The following is a 21893-nucleotide window of genomic DNA, read 5'->3' on the forward strand; positions in this document are numbered from 1 at the left end:
CCGGGTTAGCCGCCCCCGGCCATGGATGGCCGATGGCGGCGGGCCCACGGAGCAGGACCGGAGCGAGGGCATGCCGAGCCTAGGCGAGGCACCGAACGAAAGGGGCAAGAGCCCTTGGTTACTTGGGTCTCTTCCAAGTGACTCGCCGTAAGGGCGAAACCCATAGCCGCCGTTACCGCAAAAATGGATATGTACGCCAGAGGAGGGGAAAAACAGCAGAACCAAACCCCACAAACGCAAAAACGGCACCCGAAGGTGCCGTTTCTGTTTTCTACGATCTACCGCTAAGCGATCAACCCGCCAGACCAGCCTGTTGAACCAGAGCCAGCAACGGCTGCGGATACAGCCCGAGGAAGAACGCCAGTACGGCGATGGCCAGCAGCATCACGCCGCCTGCACGTTGTTCCCAATGCAGTTGCGCATCGTGGCGACGCAGGTTTGGCTCCATCAGGTACAGGGTGACCATGACGCGCAGGTAGTAGAAGACGCCGATGGCGCTGCCCAGTACCAGGGAGCCGACCAGCCACCATTGGTGCGACTCGACACCGGTGGCAATGATGTAGAACTTGCCGATGAAGCCCGCGGTCAGCGGGATACCGGCCAGGGACAGCATCATCACGGTCAGTACGGCGGTCAGGTACGGACGGCGCCAGAACAGGCCGCGGTATTCGTACAGGGCATCCGCGTCACGGCCGTTGTACGGCGAGGACATCAGGGTGATCACGCCGAAGGCGCCGAGGCTGGTGATCACGTAGGTGACCAGGTACACGCCGATGGCTTCCACGGCCAGACCCTTGCTCGCCACCAGGGCGATCAGCAGGTAGCCGAAGTGCGCGATGGACGAGTAACCCAGCAGACGCTTGAGGTTGCTTTGGGTCAGGGCCAGCAGGTTACCGAACAGGATCGAGGCGATGGCGATGATGGTCAGCACGTCGCTGAGTACACCGCTGCTCGCCGCTGGCGAGATCTGGAACAGACGCACCATCACTGCGAACACAGCGACTTTGGAAGCGGTCGCCAGGAACGCCGCCACCGGTGCCGGAGCACCTTCGTAAACGTCCGGGGTCCAGAGGTGGAACGGTACCAGCGACAGTTTGAACGCCAGGCCGATCAGCATCATGCCCAGGCCCATCTGCGCCAGGGAGCTTGGCAGACCGGTGGCCGCGAGGGCCTGGCCGATACCGACAAAGCTCAGGCTGCCGGAATCGGCGTAGAGCAGGGCCATACCGAACAACAGGAACGCGGAACCGGCGGCCGACAGCACCATGTACTTGATACCGGCTTCCAGCGAACGCTTGTTGAAGAAGGCGTAGGCCACCAGACCGTAGACCGGCACCGAGAGCAGTTCCAGACCGATGAACAACCCGGCCAGGTGCTGCGCGCTGACCAGAACCAGGCCACCGGCGGCGGCCATCAGGATCAGCAGGTACAGTTCTTCGCGGTTGCCCGGGTAACCCGAACCGCCATCGCCGAGGTAGGCGTGGGCGAGGGTCACACAAGCGAGGGTGGCGACCAGGATCAGCGCCATGTACAAGCAGGCAAAGCTATCGATCTGCAGCAGTGGGGTCACGGCCAATGGCGCGACTTTCAAGGCTGGCAGGATCGACAGCAACGCTAGGTTCAGGCCCGCCACGGAAATCAGGAAGGTCTGCGAGTGGTTGCGGCGCCAGGCAATCGCCAGCATCACCACGATGATCGTGGCGCTGGTGATCAACAACGGCGCTAGCGCGATAAAGTGTTGAGTCGTGAATTCCATAGCGCTCTTACCGGGCCGAAGCGAGTTGAGTGAAGGCGGTGCCGAGCCATTGCTGCACGCCATGCATCGTCGCAGCAGAGGTATCGAGGAACGGTTGCGGGTACACGCCGATGTAGATCAGCAATGCCGCCAGACCGACCACCATGATCAGTTCGCGACCGTCCATGCCATGCAGCACCGCGTCCGATTTGGCCGGACCGAAGTACGCACGGTGGATCATGATCAGCGAGTAGACCGAACCGAACACCAGGCCGGACGTCGCGATGATGGTGACCAACGGTGCAGCAGGGAAGGTACCGATCAGGATCAGGAACTCACCGACAAAGTTACCGGTGCCCGGCAAGCCCAGCGACGCGGCTGCGAAGAACAGGCTGAGGGCTGGCAGGTAAGCGATCTTCGACCACAGGCCACCCATTTCACGCATGTCGCGGGTGTGGGTACGCTCGTACAACTGACCGCTCAGGATAAAGAGTGCAGCGGCCGACAGACCGTGCGCCAGCATCTGCATCACCGCGCCCTGCAGCGCCAGCTGGCTGCCGGAGTAGATGCCGATCAGTACGAAGCCCATGTGGGAAACGGACGAGAAGGCGATCAGACGCTTGATGTCGGTTTGTGCGAAAGCCAGGAACGCGCCGTAGAAAATACCGATCAGACCGAGGGTCATGGCGATCGGCGCAAACTCGGCCGACGCATTCGGGAACAGCGGCAGGGCAAAACGCAGCAGACCGTACGCAGCGGTTTTCAGCAAGATACCGGCCAGGTCGACGGAACCTGCGGTCGGCGCCTGGGCGTGAGCGTCAGGCAACCAGGAGTGGAACGGTACGACTGGCAGCTTGACCGCGAAGGCGATGAAGAAGCCGAGCATCAGGATGTACTCGGTGGTCAGCGACATCTTGGTTTTCAACAGATCGGCGTAGTTGAAAGTAATTACGCCGGTGTCGTTGAAGTTGACCAGTACCAGACCCAGGATCGCCACCAACATGATCAGGCCGGAAGCCTGAGTGAAGATGAAGAACTTGGTCGCCGCGTAGATCCGGGTTTTCTTGCCGTCTGAAGAACTGTGACCCCAGAGCGCGATGAGGAAGTACATCGGCACCAGCATCATTTCCCAGAAGAAGAAGAACATGAACAGGTCGAGGGCGAGGAACACGCCGACGACACCGCCCAGGATCCACATCAGGTTCAAGTGGAAGAAGCCAACGTGACGTTGAATCTCTTTCCACGAGCAGAGTACCGAAAGCACACCCAGCAGACCGGTCAGCATGATCATCAGCAGCGACAGGCCGTCGAGGGCCAGGTGCACGCTGATGCCGAAGCGTTCGATCCAGATGTGCTTGAACTCAAGCGCCCAGGTCGGGTCGGCGCCAGGCGCCGGGGCAAATGAATAGTCACCGGTGGCCCACAGCCAGAGGCCGAGGGAAAGCAACAGGGACATGGTGATCAGCGCAATCCAGCGGGGGAGGGTGGCGCCGAAGCGCTCACCCATCCAGCACAGCAGGCCGCCGATGAAGGGGATCAGGATTAGCCAAGGCAGAATCATGACGGGCTCAATTCCTTTCGCAAGTTCGCAAGGTTCATATTCAGACCGCTACCAGCACGATGGCGCCGATGACCAGCACGGAGCCGGCTGCCATCGATGCCGCGTACCAACGCAGTTGACCGGTTTCGGTACGGCTCAGGGCGGTGTGACCGCCTTTGGCCATACGCGGGATCAGACCGATGGTCTGGTCGAGCGGGTCTTTGCGCAGTACATGGCTGATCGCCAGGTATGGCTTGACGAACAGTTTGTCGTAGATCCAGTCGAAGCCCCAGGCAGCGAACCACCAGGCCGAAAGGAAGCGGCCGATGCCGCTGTTGGCGATTGCAGTGACGAAACGACGCTTGCCGAGGAACAGCAACGCGGCCAGCAGGATACCGGCCAGGGCGATGGCGCCCGAGGCGATTTCCAGACTGTGCTTGGCTTCGCCGCCGGCGTGGCCGACGCTTTCCGGCAGCACACCGTGCAGCGGCGGAACGATCATCGCGCCAATAGCGGTGGACAATACGATCAGCACCGACAGTGGCAGCCAGTGAGCGATGCCGTGACCGGCGTGCGCTTCGGTCTTCACTTCACCGTGGAACGCGATGAAGATCAGGCGGAAGGTGTACAGCGAAGTCATGAACGCACCGACCAGACCTGCGTACAGCAGACCCTGGTTGCCGCTGGCAAACGCTTCCCACAGGATTTCGTCCTTGGAGTAGAAGCCTGCGGTCACCAGTGGCAGGGCCGCCAGGGCCGCGCCGCCGACGATGAAGCTGGCGTAGGCCAGTGGCAGTTTCTTCCACAGGCCGCCCATCTTGAAGATGTTCTGCTCGTGGTGGCAGGCAACGATCACCGCACCGGACGCAAGGAACAGCAGTGCCTTGAAGAAGGCGTGGGTCATCAGGTGGAAAATCGCGCCATCCCATGCGCCAACGCCCAGCGCCAGGAACATGTAGCCAATCTGGCTCATGGTCGAGTAGGCGAGGATACGTTTGATGTCGGTCTGAACCAGTGCCGCGAAACCGGCGAGTACCAGGGTCACGCCGCCGACGATGCCTACTAGATGCAGGATTTCCGGCGCCAGGGTGAACAGGCCGTGAGTACGGGCGATCAGGTAGACACCAGCGGTCACCATGGTCGCGGCGTGGATCAGTGCCGAAACCGGGGTAGGACCGGCCATCGCGTCCGCCAGCCAGGTTTGCAGTGGCAGTTGCGCGGATTTACCGACAGCGCCGCCCAGCAGCATCAGGGTGGCCATGACCATCCAGAAGTCGCCGGCCTGGAATTTCTGCGGTGCCAGCACCAGCAGTTCCTGGACGTTCAGCGTACCCAGTTGGGCGAACAGGATGAACAGGCCGATGGCCATGAACACGTCGCCGATGCGGGTCACGATAAAGGCTTTGAGTGCCGCGTTACCGTTGTTGCGGTTGCTGTAGTAGAAACCGATCAACAGGTACGAGCACAGGCCCACGCCTTCCCAGCCGAAGTACAGGAACAACAGGTTATCGCCCAGGACCAGGAACAGCATGCTGGCGATAAACAGGTTGGTGTAGGCGAAGAAGCGCGAGTAACCGGCTTCACCGCGCATGTACCAGGACGCGAACAGGTGGATCAGGAAGCCGACACCGACCACGACACCGAGCATGGTCAGGGACAGACCATCCAGGTACAGCGCGAAGTTCGGCGTGAAGCCTTCCACCGCCATCCACTGCCACAACACCTGGGTGTAGTGACCGCCTTCAGGTGGCGCGACGTTGAACTGCCAGATCACGTAAGCGGTGACGATGGCAGACAGGCCGATGGAACCGACGCCGATCAGCGCCGACAGGTTTTCCGAGAGGCGTCCACGGGAGAACGACAGCAGCAGGAAACCGATGAGAGGGAATACGAAAGTCAGATAGAGAAGATTCATCCGCGCATCTCACTGGCAGCGTCGATATCGAGCGTGTGGAAGCGGCGATACAGTTGCAGCAGGATCGCCAGGCCGATACTGGCCTCGGCGGCTGCCAGGCTGATCACCAGGATGAACATGATCTGTCCATCCGGCTGCGCCCAGCGGCTACCGGCAACGATGAACGCCAAAGCGGAGGCATTCATCATGACCTCCAGGCTCATCAGCACGAAGAGAATGTTGCGGCGGACCATCAGGCCGACCAGACCGAGGCAGAACAGGATGCCGGCGACCGCCAGACCATGCTCCAAAGGGATAGCAGGCATCGTCATTGCTCCTTGGCTTCGTTACGGCCCAAGTGGAACGCCGTCACGGCTGCGGCGAGCAGCAGCATCGAGGCGAGTTCGACCACCAGCAGGTACGGACCGAACAGGCTGATGCCCACGGCCTTGGCGTCTACGGTGGTGTGGCCGACGGCCTGGCCGCTCTGGTGGCTGAACAGCACGTACAGCAGTTCAGCCAGCAGCAGGGCGCCGAGAATCACCGGGCCGAGCCAGATGCCGGGCTTGAGCCAGACGCGCTCTTGCTGAACCGAGGCGGGGCCCAGGTTCAGCATCATCACCACGAACACGAACAGCACCATGATGGCGCCAGCGTAGGCGATCACTTCCAGAACACCGGCAAACGGTGCGCCGAGGGCAAAGAACGTCATGGCCACGGCGATCAGCGAAATGATCAGGTAGAGCAGGGCGTGCACAGGGTTGGTGTGGGTGATCACGCGAAGCGTGGACACCACAGCGATACCCGATGCGAAATAGAAAGCGAATTCCATCTTTCTTCCTTAAGGCAGCAAGCTCTTCACGTTGATCGGTTCGGCTTCATTCTGCGCGGAGCCTTTCGGCTTCCCGGCAATCGCCATACCTGCAACACGATAGAAGTTGTAATCAGGGTTTTTGCCGGGGCCGGAGATCAGCAGATCTTCTTTCTCGTAAACCAGGTCCTGACGTTTGAACTCGGCCATCTCGAAATCCGGTGTCAGCTGGATCGCGGTGGTCGGGCAGGCTTCCTCGCAGAGGCCGCAGAAAATGCAGCGCGAGAAGTTGATGCGGAAGAAGTCCGGGTACCAGCGACCGTCTTCGGTTTCAGCTTTCTGCAGCGAGATGCACCCGACCGGGCACGCCACGGCGCACAGGTTGCAGGCTACACAACGCTCTTCGCCATCAGGGTCGCGGGTCAGGACGATACGGCCACGGTAGCGCGGCGGCAGGTAGACCGGTTCTTCCGGGTACTGCAGCGTGTCGCGCTTGCGGAAGGCGTGGCCGAAAATCATTACCAGGCTGCGAAGCTGGGTGAAGAAGCCATGCACGATGTCAAATATGTACTTCATGATTCTCTATCCTCACTGAGCCGCGACGGCGGGCGTGTTGAGCAACACGATCGCAGCGGTCACCAGCATGTTGACGAGGGTCAGCGGCAGGCAGAACTTCCAGCTGAAGTCCATCACTTGGTCATACCGTGGGCGCGGAATCGAGGCGCGCAACAGGATGAAGATCATGATGAAGAACGCGGTTTTCAGTGCAAACCAGATGAACGGGATCTGCGGCAGAATGTTGAACGGACCGTGCCAGCCACCGAAGAACAAGGTCACCAGCAGCGCCGAAATCAACACGATGCCGATGTACTCGCCGACGAAGAACATGCCCCATTTCATGCCGGCGTATTCAATGTGGTAACCGTCAGCCAGTTCCTGCTCCGCTTCCGGCTGGTCGAACGGGTGACGGTGAGTCACGGCGACGCCGGCGATGAAGAAGGTCAGGAAACCGAAGATCTGCGGAATGATGAACCACAGGTTCTGCGCTTGATATTCAACGATGTCGCGCATGTTGAACGAGCCGACCTGGATCACGATGCCCATCAGCGACAGGCCCATGAACACTTCGTACGACACGGTCTGTGCCGAGGCCCGCAAGCTGCCCAGCAGGGCGAACTTGTTGTTGCTCGACCAGCCGGCGAACAGCACCGCGTAGACCGACAGACCGGCCATGGCGAAGAAGAACAGGATGCCGATGTTGATGTCCGCCACGCCCCAGGTCGGGGTGATCGGGATGATCGCGAAGGCAATCAGCAGGGCGCTCATGGCCACGACCGGTGCCAGGGTGAAGATCATCTTGTCGGCGAACGGCGGGGTCCAGTCTTCCTTGAAGAACATCTTGATCATGTCGGCCGCGATCTGGAACGCGCCGAACGGGCCGACGCGGTTCGGACCGTAACGGTCCTGCCAGAGGGCGAGCAGACGACGCTCGACCCAGCTCAGCAGCGCGCCGCACACCACCACGGCGAGCAGAATCACGATGGCCTTGAGGACCGCGATGATCACGTCAATCACTTCAGGCGTGAACCAGGTCATTGAGCTGCCTCCTGCAGACCGTCAACGGATTTGCCAAAGATCGCTGGCGGAATGCCCGCGATACCGGCCGGCAATGCGACCAGGCCAGCACCCAGCTCTTCGTTGATGCGCAGCGGCAGACGCAGGGTCTGGCCGGCAACGTTCAAGCTCAGCAGGGCACCGTCATTGACACCCAGGCGATCCGCTTCGGACTTGGCCAAAGCGACGTAGGCGGCCGGGATGCGTTCCTGAACCGGTGCGGCTTTCGAAGAGTTCTCTTCGCTGCCGAGCAGGTGGAAGAACGGCACGACCTGCCAGGTGCCCGGCGCCGGGTTGAAGGCGCGCGGAACAGCCGAGAACCAGTTCAGCGAATCACCGGTGCTTTCGATCAGGCGGGTGCCCGGGTCGCCAGCGCGGATGTGACCACCGACTTCGTCCTGGAACTTGTTCCAGGCTTGCGGCGAGTTCCAGCCCGGAGACCAGGCGAAAGGCACTTGCTGACGCGGTTCGGCCGAGCCCGAGTAACCTTCCATGGAGAAGGCGAACGCGGTGTCCTTGTCTTGCGGGGTACGCGGTTCGTGCACGTTGATGTCAGCGCGCATGGCGGTACGACCCGAATAACGCAGCGGTTCACGGGCAAGCTTCATGCCCTTGATGCGGAACGAGGCGGACGGTGCGGCATCGACGATGCGGTTCAGTTGCGGCGTGCTTGCAGCGACGGCAGCGGTGACGTGGTCCAGTTGGGTCCAGTCGATCGGCTGGTTCAGCAAGGTAGCGCGCAGGGCATGCAGCCAGCGCCAGCCTTCGTGAACCAGGATGCTCGCGTCCATGTACTTCGGATCGAAGACCTGGAAGAAGCGCTGGGCGCGGCCTTCCTGGCTGACCAGCGTACCGTCGCCTTCAGCGAAGCTGGCGGCTGGCAGAACCAGGTGCGCGCGATCGCTGGTGGCGGTTTTCTGGTGGTCGGCAACGATCACCACTTTCGCGGCGGTCAGGGCGGCATCGACACGGGCTTTGTCGGTACGGGTGTACAGATCGTTTTCCAGCACGACGATGGCGTCGGCCTTGCCATCGATCACCGCTTGCAGCGCGGCGTCGACCGATTCGCCACCGAGCATGGCCAGGCCGAGGCTGTTGGCCTCTGGCACGATCAGGCTGATGGAACCGTTCTTCTCGCGCAGCTTCAGGGCTTTGGCGATGTTCGCGGCGGCTTCGATCAATGCTTTGGAACCCAGCGAGGTACCGGCAATGATCAGTGGACGCTTGGCCGCGAGCAGGGCGTCGGCAATGCGCTTGGCCAGTTCGAGGGCTTCGGCGTCGAGGCCTTCAACCGCTGGGGCGCTGGCGTCGAGGGCGTGAGCCACGGCGAAACCGATGCGGGCCAGGTCGTCTGGAGCGGCGTGAACGCACTCTTCGGCGATGTCGTCGAGCTTGGTTTCAGCCAGGCTGGCGATGAACAGCGGGTTCAGCTCGTGCTGACCGATGTTCTTCACCGCAGCGTCGAGCCAAGGCTGAACGCGCATGGAGTCGGCCATGTCTTCGGCCTTGCCCTTGACCGATTGACGCAGGGACAGCGCCATACGGGCGGCGGTCTGGGTCAGGTCTTCGCCGAGGACGAAGATGGCGTCGTGGTCTTCGATGTCGCGCATGTTCGGGATCGGCAGCGGGCTGTCTTTCAGCACCTGCATGACCAGACGAATGCGTTCCAGCTCGGCGGCTTCGATACCGGAGTAGAAGTGCTCGGCACCGACCAGCTCGCGCAACGCGTAGTTGCTTTCGAGGCTGGCACGCGGCGAACCGATACCGACGATGTTGCGACCGCGCAGCAGGTCAGCCGCTTTATCCAGCGCTTCGTCGAGGCTCAGCTTGGTGCCGTTGGCCAGCAGAGGCTGACGCGGGCGGTCTTCGCGGTTGACGTAGCCATAGCCGAAACGGCCACGGTCGCACAGGAAGTACTGGTTGACCGAACCGTTGAAGCGGTTTTCGATCCGACGCAGTTCGCCGTAACGCTCGCCCGGGGAGATGTTGCAACCGCTGGAGCAGCCATGGCAGATGCTCGGCGAGAACTGCATGTCCCACTTGCGGTTGTAGCGCTCGGAGTGAGTCTTGTCGGTGAACACACCGGTCGGGCAGACCTCGGTGAGGTTGCCGGAGAATTCGCTTTCCAGTACGCCGTCTTCAACGCGACCGAAGTACACGTTGTCGTGGGCGCCGAACACACCAAGGTCGGTGCCGCCAGCGTAATCCTTATAGAAGCGCACGCAGCGGTAGCAAGCGATGCAGCGGTTCATTTCGTGGGAAATGAACGGGCCCAGTTGCTGGTTCTGGTGGGTACGCTTGGTGAAGCGATAACGGCGCTCGTTGTGGCCGGTCATCACGGTCATGTCTTGCAGGTGGCAGTGACCGCCTTCCTCACAGACCGGGCAGTCGTGCGGGTGGTTGGTCATCAGCCATTCAACAACACTGGCGCGGAAGGCCTTGGACTCTTCATCTTCGATGGAGATCCAGGTGCCGTCGGTGGCAGGGGTCATGCAGGACATGACGATGCGACCGCGGGTGTCGTTCTCGTCGGTGTACTGCTTGACCGCGCACTGGCGGCAAGCGCCAACGCTGCCAAGGGCAGGGTGCCAGCAGAAATAAGGGATATCGAGGCCTAGCGACAGACATGCCTGTAACAGGTTGTCTGCCCCATCGACTTCGAGCTCTTTGCCGTCTACGTGGATAGTGGCCATGGTTCAAAGTTCTTCGTTGGCCCGGTGTCAGCGGGCGTGGCTAATGGAATCTTGTTATTCGCGTGAATCAACACAGCCGTTCAAGGCGTCATCACACGAGAAGGCGAACGGCACGGACCGTTCGCCTTTTTTAAGCGTTAAGCGCCGACTACGATCGGCCTTGCCAGAGGCGGGACGACGGCGCTGACAGGCGCGATGCCGGCTTCGAACTCATGGCGGAAGTATTTGATTGCGCTGCCCAATGGCTCCACGGCACCCGGTGCGTGAGCACAGAAGGTCTTGCCTGGGCCGAGGAAACCGACCAGACCCAGCAGGGTCTCGATGTCGCCTGGCTGGCCTTCGCCGTTCTCGATGGCCATCAGCAGCTTGACGCTCCATGGCAAACCATCGCGGCAAGGGGTGCAGAAACCACAGGATTCGCGGGCGAAGAACTGCTCCATGTTGCGCAGCAGGGAAACCATGTTGACGCTGTCGTCCACCGCCATGGCCAGGCCGGTACCCATACGGGTGCCCACTTTGGCGATGCCGCCGGCGTACATTTGTGCGTCCAGGTGTTCAGGCAACAGGAAACCGGTACCGGCGCCGCCTGGCTGCCAGGCCTTGAGCTTGTAACCGTCGCGCATGCCGCCGGCGTAGTCTTCGAACAACTCGCGACCGGTGACGCCGAATGGCAATTCCCACAGGCCCGGGTTCTTGACCTTGCCGGAGAAGCCCATGAGCTTGGTGCCCATGTCTTCACTGCCTTCGCGAGCCAACGATTTGTACCAGTCCACGCCATCGGCAATGATCGCCGGGACGTTGCACAGGGTTTCAACGTTGTTCACGCAAGTCGGCTTGCCCCACACGCCAACGGCGGCAGGGAAGGGCGGCTTGGAGCGCGGGTTGGCGCGGCGGCCTTCGAGGGAGTTGATCAGTGCGGTTTCTTCACCGCAGATGTAACGCCCGGCGCCGGTGTGGACGAACAGCTCGAAATCGAAGCCGCTGCCCAGGATGTTCTTGCCCAAAAGGCCAGCTGCCTTGGCTTCTTCCACGGCACGGTTGAGGTGCTTGGCGGCGGTGGTGTATTCGCCACGCAGGAAGATGTAGCCACGGTAGGTTTTCAGCGCGCGGGCACTGATCAGCATGCCTTCGATCAGCAGATGGGGCAGTTGCTCCATCAGCATGCGGTCTTTCCAGGTGTTCGGCTCCATTTCATCCGCGTTGCACAGCAGGTAGCGGATGTTGATGGATTCGTCTTTGGGCATCAGGCCCCACTTCACGCCCGTGGGGAAGCCTGCACCGCCGCGACCTTTCAGGCCGGCGTCTTTCACGGTCTGGACGATGTCGTCCTGTGCCATGTCGGCGAAGGCTTTGCGCGCAGCCGCGTAACCGTTCTTGGCCTGGTACTCGTCGAGCCAGACAGCTTCGCCGTCGTCACGCAGACGCCAGGTCAGCGGGTGAGTCTCGGCCGAACGCTTGATGCGGTTGGCAGGACCGAAGGAAGTCAGGGTCATACGTAGCCCTCGAGCAATTTGGCAACGCCGGCAGGCTGCACATCACCGAAAGTGTCGTCGTCGATCATCAACGCCGGCGCCTTGTCGCAGTTGCCGAGGCAGCAGACCGGCAGCAGGGTGAAACGACCGTCGGCCGTGGTCTGGCCCAGGCCGATGCCGAGTTTGCTCTGGATTTCGCTGACTACCGATTCATGGCCGCCGATGTAGCAGACCATGCTGTCGCAGACGCGAATGATGTGACGACCGACTGGCTGACGGAAGATCTGGCTATAGAAAGTAGCCACGCCTTCAACGTCACTCGCCGGGATGCCGAGGATCTCGCCGATGGCGTAGAGCGCGCCGTCAGGCACCCAGCCACGTTCCTTCTGGACGATCTTCAGGGCTTCGATCGACGCCGCGCGCGGGTCTTCGTAGTGATGCAGCTCGTGCTCGATGGCCGAGCGCTCGGTTTCACTCAAGGTGAAACGGTCTGTCTGGATAAGCGTGCTGTTCATGCTTAGCGGTCCACGTCGGCCATAACGAAATCGATACTACCCAGGTACGCAATCAAGTCCGCGACCATGCTGCCTTTGATCACCGAAGGGATCTGCTGCAGGTGCGGGAAGCTTGGGGTGCGAATCCGGGTGCGGTAGCTCATGGTGCCGCCATCGCTCGTCAGGTAATAACTGTTGATGCCCTTGGTCGCTTCGATCATCTGGAAGGATTCGTTGGCCGGCATGACCGGGCCCCACGAAACTTGCAGGAAGTGCGTGATCAGGGTCTCGATGTGCTGCAGCGTGCGCTCTTTCGGCGGCGGCGTGGTCAGCGGGTGATCCGCCTTGTACGGGCCTTCCGGCATGTTGCGCATGCACTGGTCGATGATCTTGATGCTCTGGCGCATTTCTTCGACGCGCACGATGCAACGGTCGTAGGCATCGCCATTGGCGGCCAGCGGCACTTCGAATTCGAAGTTCTCGTAGCCCGAGTATGGACGCGCTTTACGCAGGTCGAAGTCGCAACCGGTCGAACGCAGGCCTGCACCGGTGACGCCCCATTCGAGGGCCTCTTTGGTGTTGTAGGCAGCGACGCCGATGGTCCGGCCACGCAGGATGCTGTTGTCCAGGGCGGCTTTCTGGTATTCGTCCAGACGCTTTGGCATCCACTCGACGAAGTCTTTCACCAGCTTTTCCCAGCCGCGCGGCAGGTCGTGGGCGACGCCACCGATGCGGTACCAGGCCGGGTGCAGACGGAAACCGGTAATGGCTTCGATCACCGTGTACGCCTTCTGGCGGTCGGTGAAGGTGAAGAACACCGGGGTCATGGCGCCGACGTCCTGGATGTAGGTACCCAGGAACAGCAGGTGGCTGGTGATCCGGAAGAACTCGGCCATCATGATGCGGATGACGTCGACCTTCTCGGGCACCTTGATGCCGGCCAGCTTCTCGACCGAGAGCACGTACGGCAGGTTGTTCATCACGCCGCCGAGGTAGTCGATACGGTCGGTGTACGGGATGAAACTGTGCCAGGACTGACGCTCGGCCATCTTCTCGGCACCACGGTGGTGGTAGCCGACGTCCGGTACGCAATCGACGATCTCTTCACCGTCCAGCTGCAGGATGATGCGGAACGCACCGTGCGCGGAAGGGTGGTTGGGACCGAGGTTGAGGAACATGTAGTCCTCGTTCGCACCGGAACGCTTCATGCCCCAGTCTTCAGGCTTGAAGCGCGCGGCTTCTTCCTCAAGCTGTTGCTTGGCCAGGTTCAGGGTGAACGGGTCGAACTCGGTGGCGCGGGCCGGGAAGTCCTTGCGCAGCGGGTGACCTTCCCAGGTCGGCGGCATCATGATGCGGGTCAGGTGCGGGTGGCCGGCAAAGTCGATGCCGTACATGTCCCACACTTCACGCTCGTACCAGTTGGCGTTCGGCCAGATCCCGGTGACGGTCGGCACGCTGAGGTCGCTCTCGGACAAGGCGACCTTGATCATCACGTCACTATTACGTTCGATCGACATCAGGTGATAGAACACGGTGAAGTCGGCGCCGCTTGGCAGCCCTTGACGCTTGGTGCGCAGACGCTCGTCCACGCCGTGCAGGTCATAGAGCATGACGTACGGCTTGGGCAGGTTGCGCAGGAAGGTCATCACTTCGACGAGTTTGGCGCGGGCAACCCAAAGCACCGGCATGCCGGTGCGGGTAGGCTGGGCGGTGAACGCCTCGGGGCCAAAACGGTTATTCAGTTCGACGACCACATCCTGGTCGTCTGCCTTGTAAGGCGGGATGTACAGAGCACTGCCTGTAGTCATGGTTATTTATCGCTTTCGGTCAACGTAAAGAATGAAGCCAGTGTCTCGTTCTATATAAGAAGCAGATCTGGATCAGACTTCGTCGGGGCTGCGCAGGTTGGTGACTGCGATTCGCTGTTCGCGGCGCTTGTCCTTCTCGGAAGGCATCTCGGCGCGATACACGCCTTGATCGCCAACGACCCAGGAAAGCGGACGACGCTCCTGTCCAATCGACTCCTGCAAGAGCATCAAGCCTTGCAGAAAAGCTTCAGGACGAGGCGGGCAGCCAGGCACGTAGACGTCCACGGGCAGGAACTTGTCCACCCCTTGAACGACTGAGTAGATGTCGTACATGCCACCGGAGTTGGCGCACGAACCCATGGAGATGACCCATTTAGGTTCGAGCATTTGCTCGTAGAGACGCTGAATGATCGGCGCCATCTTGATGAAGCAGGTACCGGCGATAACCATGAAATCCGCCTGACGCGGCGATGCCCGGATAACCTCGGCGCCAAAGCGCGCGATGTCGTGGGGCGCCGTGAAGGCGGTGGTCATTTCCACGTAGCAGCACGAAAGGCCGAAGTTATACGGCCACAGGGAGTTCTTGCGCCCCCAGTTGATCGTGCCGTTAAGCACGTCTTCGAGCTTGCCCATGAAGATGTTTTTGTGGACTTGATCTTCTAACGGATCGGAAACGGTTTCCCGTTCGCCAATCGGATACTGCTCGTTAGGAGCATCGGGGTCGATCCTGGTGAGATTGTATTGCATTGCCAAAGCCTCATTGTTTCAGCTTCGCTTGCCGCTTACGACGAGCTTCCGGAGCCCAGTCAAGGGCGCCCACTCGGAATAGGTAGACAAGGCCTGCCAACAGAATTGCTATGAAAACGAGAGCTTCGACGAATCCGGTCCAGCCGCTTTCGCGGACGGACACAGACCAGGCAAAGAGAAAAAGGGCTTCGATATCGAAGATCACGAAGAGCATCGCGACCAGATAGAATTTGGCTGAGAGCCGCAAGCGGGCGCCACCTGTAGGTAGCATGCCGGACTCGAACGGTTCGTTTTTGCTGCGGCCCCAGGCTTTTGACCCGAGGAGGCTGGAGACGCCGAGCATGAAGGCGCAAAGGCCGACGACGCCCAGAAGGAAAATGGCAAAGCCCCAGTTGTGGGCCATGAGTCCTGTCGCTTCGGGCATGCTGGTAATCCTTAACAGAGAGCAAAGGTCTCTGAGCTTGAAAAAGAAACAAAGCAGTGACGATATGTCGCAGCAATCAATCCCGCTGATTTTATGGCACAACACCGTGCAAGTAAAATTCCTATAGCGAAATTATTTATAGGAATAAGGACATAGCGCACCTCCAAAGTCCCGCAGCCCATGCGTTGCGGGCATTAGCAGGCTTTTCATCAATTATGTTTTGTAGGGAATGTAACGAACATAGTTTGAGCTAAATGATAATCAATATTGTTTGAAGCGGTTTTCAAACTGTTTAACGGGTAGGTGGGTGGAAAGTTGTCTTATATGCGCGTTACTGCAAGTAGCGGGCGGCACCGTTTTACCCTGTTTTTCTGATCGTGAAACTGCGCTGGATCAAGGATTTTTCCTGAATCACCACCGTCCCCCTGTAGGAGCGAGGCTTGCCCGCGAAGAATGCGCTGCGGTCTACCTGACATGTCGCGGTGCATTCTTCGCGGGCAAGCCTCGCTCCTACAGGGGCCGTATCGTGTAAAAAATGAACGCAAAAAAAACGCCCCGAACCAGTCGGGGCGTCAGATGTGCGGCGTTGCGGTTAGCTTTTTATTCGGTCCGCAACGGCCGTTCGTTCAGGCGAAGCAGATCAGTGGAACTGTTCTTCTTCAGTCGAACCGGTCAGTGCGGTAACCGACGAGGAGCCGCCCTGGATCACGGTGGTCATGTCGTCGAAGTAGCCGGTGCCCACTTCCTGCTGGTGAGCCACGAAGGTGTAACCCTTGGCGGCGTCGGCGAATTCCTGCTCTTGCAGCTTCACGTAGGCAGTCATGTCGTTGCGGGCGTAGTCGTGCGCCAGGTTGAACATGCTGTGCCACATGTTGTGAATGCCGGCCAGGGTGATGAACTGGTGCTTGTAACCCATGGCGGACAGTTCGCGCTGGAACTTGGCGATGGTCGCGTCGTCCAGGTTTTTCTTCCAGTTGAAGGAAGGCGAGCAGTTGTACGACAGCAGTTGGTCCGGGTATTCCTTCTTGATCGCTTCAGCGAAGCGACGGGCTTCGTCCAGATCCGGCTTGGCGGTTTCGCACCAGATCAGGTCGGCGTACGGAGCGTAAGCCAGGCCGCGAGCGATTGCCTGGTCCAGGCCAGCGCGCACTTTGTAGAAACCTTCCTGGGTACGTTCGCCAGTCACGAATGGCTGGTCGTACGGGTCGCAGTCGGAAGTCAGCAGGTCAGCCGCGTTAGCGTCGGTACGTGCCAGGATGATGGTCGGAGTACCGGCAACGTCAGCCGCCAGACGGGCAGCGGTCAGCTTCTGTACGGCTTCCTGGGTAGGAACCAGTACCTTGCCGCCCATGTGGCCGCATTTTTTCACGGAAGCCAGTTGGTCTTCGAAGTGAACGCCGGCGGCGCCTGCTTCGATCATGCTCTTCATCAGCTCGTAGGCGTTCAGTACTCCGCCGAAACCGGCTTCGGCGTCAGCCACGATTGGTGCGAAGTAGTCGATGTAACCTTCGTCGCCCGGGCCCTTGCCGGCTTTCCATTGGATCTGGTCAGCACGACGGAACGAGTTGTTGATGCGCTTGACCACGGTTGGAACCGAGTCCACCGGGTACAGCGACTGGTCCGGGTACATCGATTCGGCGGAGTTGTTGTCCGCAGCAACCTGCCAGCCCGACAGGTAGATCGCCTGGATGCCGGCTTTGACTTGTTGTACAGCCTGGCCGCCGGTCAGGGCGCCCATGCAGTTGACGAAATCTTTCTCAGGACGGAAGGACGGCTTGGCGCCCTGGGTGACCAGGTTCCAGAGCTTCTCGGCGCCGAGTTTTGCAAAGGTGTGCTCAGGTTGAACCGAGCCACGCAGGCGGACGACGTCAGCAGCGGAGTAAGCGCGTGTCACGCCTTTCCAGCGTGGGTTTTCAGCCCAGTCTTTTTCGAGGGCTGCAATTTGCTGTTCGCGTGTCAGTGCCATGGAGATAAACCTCGTCGCGTCTTTTACGGAAAGTTGTTCTGCGGTGGAAAATTCATGCGCTCGCAGACCAGAAGCTTAGGCGGTCAAGTCGAATTCGGCGGGGTTGGCGACGGGATGAACGATAGGCTCGAGGGGAAGTGAGCAGGTAAGGGCGGACTGGCGAGCGCATTCGGGCGTCGTGGGCCTTTATACGAACTTCAGTGTGATGCCGGGTTACCTAAATACGCTTCCGTCCCTCGGGACAACTTCGTTCCAGTCGGCAACCTCGTCAAACACACCTTGTGGGCGGTACAGACACGAAACGGCTCGCGGGGTAGGTGCGAGCATCGCTTCGAAGGCCCTTGCCAGGGCCCCTGATTAGCGGGAGCGAGGCCATCATGCCTTCGCTTTTTTGGCTCGTCAAACGTTTTGTAGTGCTTTTTTTCGAGCACTACATCTTTGGTCTAATACGACTAATCAGTCAGTTTTTGGTGGTTTAGTCCAAAGTATCGACTTTCACCCGCAGGGTCATGTCATCCCGGCCCTGAGTCGAGTAGCTGCGGGTCATGCCCTGTTTGTCGGCCTGAGTCTGGTGATTCACACCGGCGAGGGTGATCCATTCGCCGAGGCGGCCGGTGACGGTTGTGTCGGTGCTTTGCACGTTCACTACATCGGGACGTTCCTGGCTCATGCGGTCACGGTTGGTACTGATCGACAGGTGAACGATGTCGCCGGTGACGCTGGCGGTGACATAGAAACCCTGGGTGACGTTGCGGTATTCGGTCTGGCTGCGGGGATCGCCATACGAATCGATCTGCGTGCTGGTCAGCGGCACGCTCTGGCCGACCTGGATCAGCGCCGGTGTGCCTTCGCTGGCCTGGACTTGCTGAATGCCGCCATCACGGCTTTCGGTGCTGCGATTGATGATTCGGGTCTGGCTGGGTTTGGCGCCGTTCACCGAGTAACCCTGATCGCCCTGGAAGTTGTTTTCGTTGGTGTCGACGGTGATCAGCAGGCGCTTGGGCTGAGTGTCGAGTTGGGCGATAAGCGCTTTAAGTTCGTCGATCTTGCGCTGATCGGCATTGACGATCAGTTGGTTGCCGTAGGCGCTGACCTGGCCGTCCTTGCCGATAAAGTCCTGCGCCATCGGCAGCATGTCGGCGCTGGTGTGGTAGTTCAATGGCACGATCTCGGTGGCTGCCATGACCGAAAAACTGCAGGTCAGCAGCAGCGTGGTGAGCAGGGTGCGTAGGGACATATCCGTTATCTCCGGCCTTGAAGTTTGTGTGTAGGAGCCAGCTTGCTGGCGATGGTCGTCAACGATGACGCTGGAAGCCTGATATCCCGCGGCGCTCTCACGACCATCGCGAGCAGGCTCGCTCCTACAGGTCTTGAGTTTGCCAGTTTGTCGGCCCGGCGTGGGGCAAGTTGAATCCTAGACAGCAAAACGCCCCGGCATCCGAAAATGGCGGGGCGTTTTGTGGTGTGCTTTCGGGCCTCTTCGCGGGCAAGCCTCGCTCCTACAGGTTCAGTGTGATTCTGTAGGAGCGAAGCTTGCTCGCGAAGGCCGCGCCGCGGTTTAAGCGGAGTGCCGCACCATGTCCACATGCGGAATCCCGGCTTCCAGGAACTCCTCACTGACCAGGCTGAAGCCCAGGCGCTCATAGAACGCCGTCGCCTGTACCTGCGCGCTCAGCATCTGCTGCTTCAGCCCGCGCTTCTCGGCTTCACCGATCACCGCTTGCATCAGCGCGTCGCCAACCTTCAAGCCGCGCCAGTCTTTCAGCACCGAAACCCGGCCAACATGCCCGTCGGGCAGCAGGCGCGCGGTGCCAATCGGAAAGTCACCTTCGAAGGCCAGGAAATGCACCGCTGTCGCGTCATCTGCATCCCATTCCAGCTCGGGCGGAACGGATTGCTCGGCGATGAACACCGTCTCACGAATGCGCCGGATCTCGGCGTTATCCTTTTGCCAGTCTGCGACACGTACGTGAATTTTATTCATCGGCAAACCCCAGGCTTCCTTGCTTGATCAGTTCGCAAATCAAGCCGCGACCGTCTTCGTCGCTCAGCCATTCGCCGAGGTTGTCGATGTGCAGCGCATCGGCGGCACAGATTAACTTCAGCAGGTCGCGCAGTTTGCCCGGCAGATAACGGCTCTGACCGCTGGCGAACAGCAGCAGGTCGTCATCGACTTCGGACCAGGCCATACGGGCGCTCGGGTTGCGGATCAGTACGGCGCCTTGCTCCAGGCTGGCGAGCAGGTCGTCTTCTTCGATTTCTTCAGGGCCGACCACCAGTTCCGGGTAGCGCGGTTCGGTCATGAACTGGCCGAACCAGGTCAGCAGCAGGCGTTCGTCGCTCATGTGCTCGGCCAGCAGGGCTTTCAGGCGATCGAGGGCGTCGTGCTGGATCTGATGCGGATCAACCGCCGGCAGGGCGTCGGCGTCGGTGTAACGCTCTTCGTCAGTCAGGAACTGGCTGAGGAAGTCGGTGAAGTGGGTCAGCACTTCAGCGGCGCTCGGTGCGCGGAAACCTACGGAGTAGGTCAGGCAGTCATCGACGGCCACGCCGCAGTGGGCCAGGCGTGGCGGCAGGTAGAGCATGTCGCCCGGTTCCAGGACCCACTCATCGGTGGCTTCGAAATCAGCCAGGATGCGCAGGTCCGCGTGTTGCAGCATCGGGCTGTCGGAGTTGCACATCTGGCCGATTTTCCAGTTGCGCTTGCCGTGGCCTTGCAGCAGGAACACGTCGTAGTTGTCGAAGTGCGGACCGACGCTGCCACCCGGCGCAGCGAAGCTGATCATCACGTCGTCGATGCGCCAGCTCGGCAGGAAGCGGAACTGTTCCAGCAGTTCGCTGACTTCCGGCACGAACTGGTCAACCGCTTGCACCAGCAGGGTCCATTCGGTTTCCGGCAGCTTGCTGAATTCGTCTTCGGCGAACGGGCCGCGGCGCAATTCCCAAGGGCGCTCGCCGTGCTCGATGATCAGGCGCGATTCAACTTCTTCTTCCAGCGCCAGGCCGGCCAGTTCGTCGGCGTCGATCGGGCTTTCGAAATCAGGGATCGCCTGACGGATCAGCAGGGGTTTTTTCTGCCAGTAGTCACGCAGGAATTCGCGCGCCGTGATGCCGCCCAGAAGTTGAAGAGGAATGTCAGGATTCATGTGTAACCTATTGAAAAAAAGCACTTTTCAGACGGGAATAAAAACGCCCGGCGCTGCCGGGCGTCTCAAACGGGTAAAGCGGTCGATCAGATGCGCTTGGCTTGTTCTACAGCGTTGCCGATGTAGTTCGCCGGGGTGAGCAGTTTCAGCTCGGCCTTGGCGGCGGCAGGCATGTCCAGCCCGTCGATGAAAGTTTGCAGCGCTTCAGGGCTGATGCCCTTGCCACGGGTCAACTCTTTCAGCTTCTCGTACGGGTTTTCGATGTTGTAGCGACGCATCACGGTCTGGATCGGCTCGGCCAGGACTTCCCAGCAAGCATCGAGGTCAGCAGCGATTTTCTGAGCGTTGAGCTCCAGTTTGCTGATGCCTTTGAGGCTGGCTTCGTACGCGATCACGCTGTGGGCGAAGCCGACACCGAGGTTGCGCAGTACGGTGGAGTCGGTCAGGTCGCGCTGCCAGCGGGAGATCGGCAGTTTGCTCGCCAGGTGCTGGAACAGTGCGTTGGCGATACCCAGGTTGCCTTCGGAGTTTTCGAAGTCGATCGGGTTGACCTTGTGCGGCATGGTCGACGAACCGATTTCGCCAGCGATGGTGCGCTGTTTGAAATAACCCAGGGAGATGTAGCCCCAGATGTCGCGGTCGAAGTCGATCAGGATGGTGTTGAAGCGCGCGATCGCGTCGAACAGCTCGGCGATGTAGTCGTGCGGTTCGATCTGCGTGGTGTACGGGTTGAAGCCCAGGCCCAGCTCGTCTTCGATGAAGGCGCGGGCGTTGGCTTCCCAGTCGATTTCAGGGTAGGCCGACAGGTGAGCGTTGTAGTTGCCGACAGCGCCGTTGATCTTGCCCAGCAGCGGAACGGCAGCGACTTGAGCGATTTGACGCTCCAGACGGTAAACCACGTTTGCCAGTTCTTTGCCCAGGGTGGTCGGCGAGGCTGGTTGACCGTGGGTGCGCGACAGCATCGGCACGTCAGCGAAACGGATGGCCAGTTCGCGGATGGCTTCGGCAGTCTGGCGCATCAGCGGCAGCATGACGTCATCACGGCCTTCGCGCAGCATCAGGGCGTGGGACAGGTTGTTGATGTCCTCGCTGGTGCAGGCAAAGTGGATGAATTCGCTGACAGCCGCCAGCTCCGGCAGCTTGGCCGCTTGCTCTTTGAGCAGGTATTCGATGGCTTTGACATCGTGGTTGGTGGTGCGCTCGATCTCTTTGACACGCTCGGCGTGCTCCAGAGAGAAGTTTTCCGCCAGGGTGTTCAGCACAGCGTTGGCTTCGGCGGAGAACGCCGGCACTTCGCTGATGGCAGGGTGAGCGGCGAGGCGCTGGAGCCAGCGCACTTCAACCAGCACGCGAGCACGGATCAGGCCGTATTCGCTGAAAATTGGGCGCAGGGCCTGGGTTTTGCCGGCGTAGCGGCCGTCAACAGGGGAAACCGCAGTGAGCGAAGAAAGCTGCATGGGGTGTTCTCGGACAGTCGGGCAACGAAATGGGGCGCGTATCATACATGAAAAAATCCGCCGGTCCGTTGCCAACTGACCAGCGTATTACG

At 60.3% G+C, this 21893-nt stretch carries 18 protein-coding genes; all 18 read right to left on the reverse strand.

The features are described from left to right. Positions 1-292: 292 nt before the first annotated feature. The gene (gene nuoN, locus IB246_RS27345) at positions 293-1756 is read right to left on the reverse strand and encodes an NADH-quinone oxidoreductase subunit NuoN (RefSeq protein WP_008032749.1); all 1464 of its coding nucleotides are present in this window, start codon (positions 1754-1756) and stop codon (positions 293-295) included. A gap of 7 nt (positions 1757-1763) precedes the next feature. Beyond that, positions 1764-3296 carry an NADH-quinone oxidoreductase subunit M gene (gene nuoM / locus IB246_RS27350; protein WP_008032746.1) on the reverse strand — a complete coding sequence of 511 codons (1533 nt, stop codon included), beginning with the start codon at positions 3294-3296 and terminating at the stop codon, positions 1764-1766. A gap of 40 nt (positions 3297-3336) precedes the next feature. Beyond that, the gene (gene nuoL, locus IB246_RS27355) at positions 3337-5190 is read right to left on the reverse strand and encodes an NADH-quinone oxidoreductase subunit L (protein ID WP_008032743.1); all 1854 of its coding nucleotides are present in this window, start codon (positions 5188-5190) and stop codon (positions 3337-3339) included. Continuing rightward, on the reverse strand, positions 5187-5495 hold the full coding sequence (gene nuoK / locus IB246_RS27360) for an NADH-quinone oxidoreductase subunit NuoK (protein WP_007940879.1): 309 nt from the start codon (positions 5493-5495) through the stop codon (positions 5187-5189). Before nuoK ends, nuoL begins: the two co-directional genes overlap by 4 nt. Positions 5496-5497: 2 nt before the next feature. Further along, positions 5498-6001, reverse strand: a complete 504-nt coding sequence (gene nuoJ, locus IB246_RS27365; protein WP_008032738.1) for an NADH-quinone oxidoreductase subunit J — start codon at positions 5999-6001, stop codon at positions 5498-5500. A gap of 9 nt (positions 6002-6010) precedes the next feature. After that, positions 6011-6556, reverse strand: coding sequence for an NADH-quinone oxidoreductase subunit NuoI (gene nuoI, locus IB246_RS27370; RefSeq protein WP_008032736.1), 546 nt, complete (start codon positions 6554-6556; stop codon positions 6011-6013). A 12-nt stretch (positions 6557-6568) separates the two neighbouring features. Continuing rightward, positions 6569-7576, reverse strand: coding sequence for an NADH-quinone oxidoreductase subunit NuoH (gene nuoH, locus IB246_RS27375; protein WP_008032732.1), 1008 nt, complete (start codon positions 7574-7576; stop codon positions 6569-6571). Further along, positions 7573-10287: an NADH-quinone oxidoreductase subunit NuoG gene (gene nuoG, locus IB246_RS27380; protein WP_008041246.1), complete on the reverse strand. Its 2715-nt coding sequence runs from the start codon at positions 10285-10287 to the stop codon at positions 7573-7575. Before nuoG ends, nuoH begins: the two co-directional genes overlap by 4 nt. Before the next feature lie 137 nt (positions 10288-10424). Beyond that, entirely contained in the window at positions 10425-11780 is a 1356-nt protein-coding gene (nuoF, locus tag IB246_RS27385) for an NADH-quinone oxidoreductase subunit NuoF (RefSeq protein ID WP_008032727.1), read from the reverse strand. Further along, complete coding sequence (gene nuoE / locus IB246_RS27390) at positions 11777-12274, reverse strand: NADH-quinone oxidoreductase subunit NuoE (protein ID WP_008020715.1); 498 nt, start codon at positions 12272-12274, stop codon at positions 11777-11779. Before nuoE ends, nuoF begins: the two co-directional genes overlap by 4 nt. Before the next feature lie 2 nt (positions 12275-12276). After that, entirely contained in the window at positions 12277-14061 is a 1785-nt protein-coding gene (nuoC, locus tag IB246_RS27395; protein ID WP_008032726.1) for an NADH-quinone oxidoreductase subunit C/D, read from the reverse strand. 72 nt (positions 14062-14133) lie between these two features. Further along, positions 14134-14808, reverse strand: coding sequence for a NuoB/complex I 20 kDa subunit family protein (locus IB246_RS27400; RefSeq protein ID WP_008032725.1), 675 nt, complete (start codon positions 14806-14808; stop codon positions 14134-14136). A 10-nt stretch (positions 14809-14818) separates the two neighbouring features. Further along, positions 14819-15232 (reverse strand): NADH-quinone oxidoreductase subunit A, encoded by a 414-nt coding sequence (locus tag IB246_RS27405; RefSeq protein WP_003223812.1) that lies wholly within the window; start codon positions 15230-15232, stop codon positions 14819-14821. 640 nt (positions 15233-15872) lie between these two features. Beyond that, positions 15873-17198, reverse strand: a complete 1326-nt coding sequence (aceA, locus tag IB246_RS27410; RefSeq protein ID WP_008032724.1) for an isocitrate lyase — start codon at positions 17196-17198, stop codon at positions 15873-15875. A gap of 475 nt (positions 17199-17673) precedes the next feature. Further along, the gene (locus IB246_RS27415) at positions 17674-18435 is read right to left on the reverse strand and encodes a secretin N-terminal domain-containing protein (protein WP_008041242.1); all 762 of its coding nucleotides are present in this window, start codon (positions 18433-18435) and stop codon (positions 17674-17676) included. 321 nt (positions 18436-18756) lie between these two features. Further along, positions 18757-19182 carry a GNAT family N-acetyltransferase gene (locus tag IB246_RS27420; RefSeq protein WP_017339601.1) on the reverse strand — a complete coding sequence of 142 codons (426 nt, stop codon included), beginning with the start codon at positions 19180-19182 and terminating at the stop codon, positions 18757-18759. Continuing rightward, a complete protein-coding gene (locus IB246_RS27425) occupies positions 19175-20344 on the reverse strand; it encodes a cupin domain-containing protein (RefSeq protein WP_008041240.1) in 1170 nt (389 codons plus the stop codon). The genes IB246_RS27420 and IB246_RS27425 overlap by 8 nt, the downstream gene beginning before the upstream one ends. A gap of 86 nt (positions 20345-20430) precedes the next feature. Beyond that, positions 20431-21801: an adenylosuccinate lyase gene (gene purB, locus IB246_RS27430; protein ID WP_008032719.1), complete on the reverse strand. Its 1371-nt coding sequence runs from the start codon at positions 21799-21801 to the stop codon at positions 20431-20433. Between the last annotated feature and the right edge of the window lie 92 nt (positions 21802-21893).

It is taken from the genome of Pseudomonas sp. PDM01, from assembly GCF_014852325.1.
In the GTDB taxonomy this organism is placed as follows: Bacteria; Pseudomonadota; Gammaproteobacteria; order Pseudomonadales; family Pseudomonadaceae; genus Aquipseudomonas; species Aquipseudomonas migulae.